The 6,283-nt window shown below is 74.1% G+C and carries 2 protein-coding genes; both read left to right on the top strand.

Translation table 11 applies throughout. The features are described from left to right. The coding region (locus ACZ4K2_RS28785; RefSeq protein ID WP_467769979.1) for a non-ribosomal peptide synthetase at nucleotides 1–4,509 on the top strand (4,509 nt) is incomplete at its 5' end. A 66-nt stretch (nucleotides 4,510–4,575) separates the two neighbouring features. Beyond that, entirely contained in the window at nucleotides 4,576–6,255 is a 1,680-nt protein-coding gene (locus ACZ4K2_RS28780; RefSeq protein ID WP_467477442.1) for an amidase family protein, read from the top strand. Nucleotides 6,256–6,283 lie beyond the last annotated feature (28 nt).

Genomic DNA, 6,283 nt, shown 5'->3' with positions numbered 1-6,283 from the left:
CAAGCCATCGCCACCATCCGCGAAGACCAACCCGGCGACCAACGCATCACCGCCTACCTCACCCCCACCACCGCCGACACCACCGCCGCCCACGCACAAGCAGCCGCCACCCTGCCCGACTACATGCTCCCCACCGCCTACGTCACCCTCGACACACTCCCCCTCACCCCCAACGGCAAGCTCGACACCACCGCCCTGCCCGCACCCGCACACACCACCAACACCACCGGCCGGACCCCACGCACCGCGACCGAAGAAATCCTCACCGGGATCTTCGCCGACGCCCTCGGCATCCACCACGTCACCATCGACGACAACTTCTTCGACCTCGGCGGACACTCCCTCCTCGCCACCCGTCTCACCAGCCGCATCCGCGGCACGCTCGGCGCCCAACTCACCGTCCGCGACCTGTTCGAGGCACCGACCGTCGCCGGAGTCGCGGCACGCCTCCGGACGACCGGGGCCCGGCACCTCGCGCCCGGCCGGATGCCACGGCCGGAGCGGCTGCCGCTCTCCCCCGCCCAGCGGCGCCTGTGGTTCCTGCACCAGTTGGAGGGGCCCAGCGCCACCTACAACGTCCCGCTGCGCCTCCGGCTGACGGGCGCGCTGGACACCGCCGCCCTGCGTGCCGCGTTGCGGGATCTGGTCCAGCGGCACGAGACCCTGCGGACCGTGTTCGCCGAGGTGGACGGGACGCCGTACCAGCGGATCGTCCCGGCGGAGGAGGCCCGGCCGGTCGTCGACACCGTGCCCACCACCCCGGACCGGCTCGACGACGACGTGGCCGCCGCGGCCAGGTACGGCTTCGACCTGACGACGGAACTCCCCCTTCGGGCCACGCTGTTCGAGCTCGGGCCGGACGAGCACGTGCTGCTGCTCCTGGTGCACCACATCGCGAGCGACGGCCTGTCGACGGGGCCGCTCGCCCACGACCTGTCGGTGGCCTACGCGGCGCGCCGCGCGGGCCGGGCCCCGGCGTGGGAGCCGCTGCCCCTCCAGTACGCCGACTACACGCTGTGGCAGCGCGAGGTGCTCGGCGAGGAGAGCGACCCGGAAAGCGTCATCTCCCGGCAGATCGAGCACTGGCGCACCACCCTGGCCGGCCTGCCCGAACAGCTCCAGCTCCCCACCGACCGGCCCCGGCCGGCCATCGCCGCACACCACGGCGCCACCGTCCCCCTCACCCTCGACGCCGGCCTCCACCACGACATCGTCCGCCTGGCCCGCGAACACCAGGTCACCGTCTTCATGGTCCTGCACGCCGCCCTGACCACCCTCCTCACCCGACTCGGCGCCGGCACCGACCTGCCCATCGGCACCCCCGTCGCCGGACGCACCGACGACACCCTCGACGACCTCGTCGGCTTCTTCGTCAACACCCTCGTCCTGCGCACCGACACCTCCGGCGACCCCACCTTCACCCAACTCCTCGCCCGCGTCCGCGACACCGACCTCGCCGCCTACGCCCACCAGGACGTCCCCTTCGAACGCCTCGTGGAAATCGTCAACCCCACCCGCTCCCTCGCCCACCACCCCCTCTTCCAGGTGGTCCTGGGGCTCGAGGAGGCGTCCGAGGGGGGTCTCGTGATGCCCGGCCTGGTCGTCGAGGGCGCCGGAGTGGAGACGGGGGCGGCGAAGGTCGACCTCGCGGTGAACTTCCAGGAGACCTTCGACGGGACGGGCACGGCGGCCGGTATCCGGGGGGCGGTGGAGTTCGCGACGGACCTCTTCGACACGGAGACCGCGGTCGCCCTCGCGGAGCGCCTCGAACGCGTCCTGCGCGCCGCCGCCGGCGAGCCCTCACTCCCGCTCAGCCGGCTCGACGTCCTCTCCCCCGGTGAGCGGCACGAGATCCTGCGGCACTGGAACGACACCGCCCGTGAGGTCCCGCAGGCCACCTTCCCGGAGCTGTTCGAGGCGCAGGTCTCACGGACGCCGGGGGCGGTCGCCGTCGAACACGGAGACGTCTCGCTCACCTACGCGGAGCTGAACACCCGCGCCAACCAACTCGCCCACGACCTCATCACCCGGGGCATCGGACCCGAACAGTACGTCGCCCTCGCCCTGCCCCGCTCCACCGACCTCGTCACCGCCATCCTCGCCACCCTCAAAACCGGCGCCGCCTACCTCCCCATCGACCCCGACTACCCCACCGACCGCATCACCTACATGCTCCACGACGCCCACCCCGCACTCCTCATCACCACCACCCACCTCACCCCCACCCTCCCCACCACAACCACCCCCACCCTCACCCTCGACACCCACCCCCACCACCACCAACCCACCCACAACCCCACCACCCCACCCCACCCCCACCACCCCGCCTACCTCATCTACACCTCCGGCTCCACCGGCCGCCCCAAAGCCGTCGTCGTCTCCCACCGGGGGCTGGCGAACCTCTCGGAGCACCAGCGGGTGCGGCTGGGCGCGGGGCCGGGGTGCCGGGTCTCGCAGCTGGTCTCGCCGAGCTTCGACGCGTCGGTGGCCGAGCTGTGCATGGGGCTGCTGACCGGGGCCTGCCTGGTGCTGCCGGACGGGCCGCTGGTCGGTGAGGAGCTGGGCGACTTCCTGGCCGACCGGGCGATCTCGCACGCGCACCTCCCGCCGGCGCTGCTGGCCGGGGTGCCGTTCCGTCCGCTGCCCGCGCTGCGCGCGCTGATGGTGGGCGCGGAGGCGTGCCCGCCGGACGTGCGGGCGTTCTGGTCGGCGGGGCGGCTGATGGTGAACGCCTACGGCCCGACCGAGGCGACCGTGGACACCTGCTTCGCGGTCTGCGGCCCGGAGCTGGGTCCGGGCCCTGCGCCGATCGGCCGCCCGGTCTTCAACACGCGGGTGTACGTGCTGGACGAGGCGCTGCAACCGGTGGCGGTGGGTGTCCCCGGTGAGCTGTACATCTCGGGTCCGGGTCTGGCGCGGGGGTATCTGGGCCGCCCGGACCTGACCGCGAGCCGGTTCGTCGCCGACCCCTTCACCCCCGGCACCCGCATGTACCGCACCGGCGACCTCGCCACCTGGCACCGCGACGGACAACTCCACTACCTCGGCCGCACCGACCACCAGATCAAACTCCGCGGCCACCGCATCGAACTCGGCGAGATCGAGAACGTCCTCACCACCCACCCCCACATCACCCGCACCGCCGCCATCGTCAGAGAAGACCGACCCGGCGACCAACGCATCGTCGCCTACGTCGTCCCCACCGACACCACCACCGGAGCGGACGGGGACGGGTTCGACACCGCCGGTCTGCGGGCCCTGGCGGCGGCCGAGCTGCCCGAGTACATGGTGCCGTCGGCGTTCGTCGTGCTGGACCGGCTGCCGCTCACCCCGAACGGGAAGCTGGACCGGCGGGCGCTGCCCGCGCCGCGGACCGACGGGGCGGACGGCGGCAGGGGCCCGCGCGACGCCCGCGAGGAGGTGCTGTGCGGCCTGTTCGCCGACGTCCTCGGCGTCGAACGGGTCGGCATCGACGACAACTTCTTCGACCTCGGCGGGCACTCGCTGCTCGCGACCCGGCTGGCCGGCCGCATCCGGGCCGCCTTCCCCGTGCGGCTCAGCCTGCGCGACCTGTTCGGGATGCCCACGGTGGCGGAGGTGTCCGCCTGGCTCGACGGCGGCGCCGGTGCCGCGGCGGCGGACGGCGCGGACCGGGGTCTGGAGCCGCTGCTGCGGCTGCGCGCCACGGGGGACGGTGTCCCGCTGTTCTGCGTGCACCCGTCGGTTCCGCTGAGCTGGTGCTACACCGGGCTCGCGGGCGAACTGGACCCCGTGTGGCCGCTGTTCGGGCTGCAGAGTCCGGGCCTCACGGACGACGCCCCGCTCCCGGCCGGGCTGGACGCGCTGATCGAGGACTACGCGACCCGCGTCCAGGAGGCCTGGCCGTCCGGTCCGTACCGGCTGCTGGGCTACTCGCTGGGCGGCACCCTCGCGCACGCCATCGCCACCCGGCTGCAGGACCGGGGCGAGGAGGTCGAGCTGCTCGCCGTGCTCGACGCCTACCCGGGCGTGGAGGCGGGGGCGGCCCCGCTCGACGAGGAGCAGGTCCTCGCACGGCTGTCCGCGGACCTGGTCCAGGACGCCACGGGCGTGCCGGGCGCCCCGCGTGCGGCCGGTGCCGTACCCGTCGTGCCGGACGACCTCGCGGGGCGGCGCGCGGCGGTGCTCGCCTCGCTGCGGGAGGGCTTCCCGGAGGGCTTCACCGAGGCGCGGCTGTCCCGGATGCTCGACGTGATGGTGCACGCGGTCGCGGCCGGCAGCCGGCGGGAGCCCTCGCCGTTCAAGGGCGACCTGCTGCTGTTCACGTCGACGGAGGGCCGCGCGGAGCCCGGGGCCATGGCCGGCGCCTGGCGGACCGTGGTGACCGGGGCGGTGGAGAGTCACCATGTGGCCTGCACGCACGACGAGTTGCTCGGCGGCCATCCGCTCCGGGAGGTGACCGGGGTGCTCGGCGGGCGGCTGCGGGTGCTGGACGCCGGGCCGCGGTCCGGGGCCGGTGGCCGTCGATAACGAAACGGAAGCCCGCCCTCGTACGGTCTCTGCCACCTGTCGAACACCTATCCAGAGAGCGTGACGATGGCTGGGAAGTACCTCTCCTCGATACCCGAGATCCACCGCCGCAGGCTGCTGGGGCTGGGGGCGGCGCTGACCGCCCCCGCCGTGCTCGGCCTCGGCGCGCCCCGCGCGGCGGCCGCGGCCCCGTCCCCGGCCGGACCGGGGTCCGGCCGGTCCGCGGGCGGGGGCGGGGGCGGGGGCGGCGGGCTGGAGGAGCTGAGCCTGACCGAGCTGCGCGACCGGCTGGCGTCGGGGAAGCTCACGTCGGTGGAGCTCACCACCTTCTACCTGAACCGGATCGCGGAGCTGAACCACGAGGGGCCGGGGCTGCACGCGGTCATCGAGACCAACCCGGACGCGCTGCGGCTCGCCGCCCAGCGGGACGCCGAGCGGCGGGCCGGGAAGGCCCGGGGGGTGCTGCACGGGATACCGCTGCTGGTCAAGGACAACCTCGCCACGGCGGACCGGATGCACTCCACCAACGGGATGCGGGCGCTGCTGGGCGCCCGGCCGGCGAAGGACGCGACGGCGGTGGCGCGGCTGCGCGCGGCCGGGGCGATCCCGCTGGCCAAGGGGAACCTGACCTCGCTCGTCAGCGCCTCCGGCGGGTACAGCCAGCGGGGCGGTCAGACCCGCAACCCGTACAAGCTGGACCGCTCGCCCAACGGCTCCAGCGCGGGTCCCGCGGCGGCGACCGCGGCCGGCCTGTGCGCGGCGGCGATCGGCACCGAGACCATCGGGTCGATCCTCGGCCCGTCGGGGTGCAACGGCATCGTGGGCATCCGGCCGACGACGGGCCTCACCAGCCGTTCGGGGATGTTCCCGGGCGCCCGCAGCTTCGACACCGTGGGCCCGCTGTGCCGCACGGTCGGGGACGCGGCGCTGCTGCTCGGGGTGCTGACCGGGGTGGACCCGGCGGACCCCGCGACGGCGGACAGCGCGGGCCGCTTCCACCGCGACTACACGCCGTACCTGAGGCCGGGCGGGCTGCGCGGGGCCCGGATCGGCCTGCCCCGGGAGGTCTTCACCGGGTACAGCGCGCACGCGGACGCGGTGGCGGAGCAGGCCGTCAAGGTGCTGGAGGAGGCGGGCGCGGTCGTCGTCGACAACGCCGACATCCCCACCGCCGAGCAGCTCACGACGGACCTGGACGCGGCGTTCCTGGTGCAGATCACGGAGATGAAGCACGACATCGAGGAGTACCTGGCGCGCACGCCGGGCGACCACCCGCGCAGTCTCGCCGCGCTGATCGCGTACAACGAGGCGCACGCCGGCACGGAGCTGGAGTACTTCGACCAGGACGTCCTGCACGTGCTGGCCGGCTTCCCCGGCAGGCCGACGGACCCGGAGTACAAGGAGGCGGTGGCCACCGTGCGCCGGGTCGCCCGCGACGAGGGGGTCGACGCGGCGCTGCGGAAGGACCGGCTGGACGCCCTGATGATGCCGACCGGTGCCCCCGCGTGGAAGACGGACCTGGTCAACGGGGACCCGGCCATCATGGGCAGCGCGATCGCCGTGGGCTACGCGGGCTACCCGGCGATCAGCGTCCCGGCCGGCTACGTGCACGGCCTCCCGGTGGGCGTCACGTTCGCGGGCACGGCCTGGAGCGAGCCGCGGCTGATCCGGTTCGCGAGCGCCTTCGAACGGGCCCACCCGGTGTGGCGGGCGCCGTCGTTCACCCCGGCGATCCCTGGTCTGTGAGCCGCGATGGTGGGGTTTTCCCCCAGTG

This window comes from Streptomyces sp. NPDC025833, assembly GCF_055558055.1.
Note: the sequence above shows the minus strand (reverse complement) of the source record. Positions and strands in the feature narration are given on the sequence as shown.

Coding starts and splice junctions, on each gene's coding strand:
- ACZ4K2_RS28780 (WP_467477442.1), top strand. CDS start 4,576: ATGGCTGGGAAGTACCTCTCCTCGATACCCGAGATCCACCGCCGCAGG.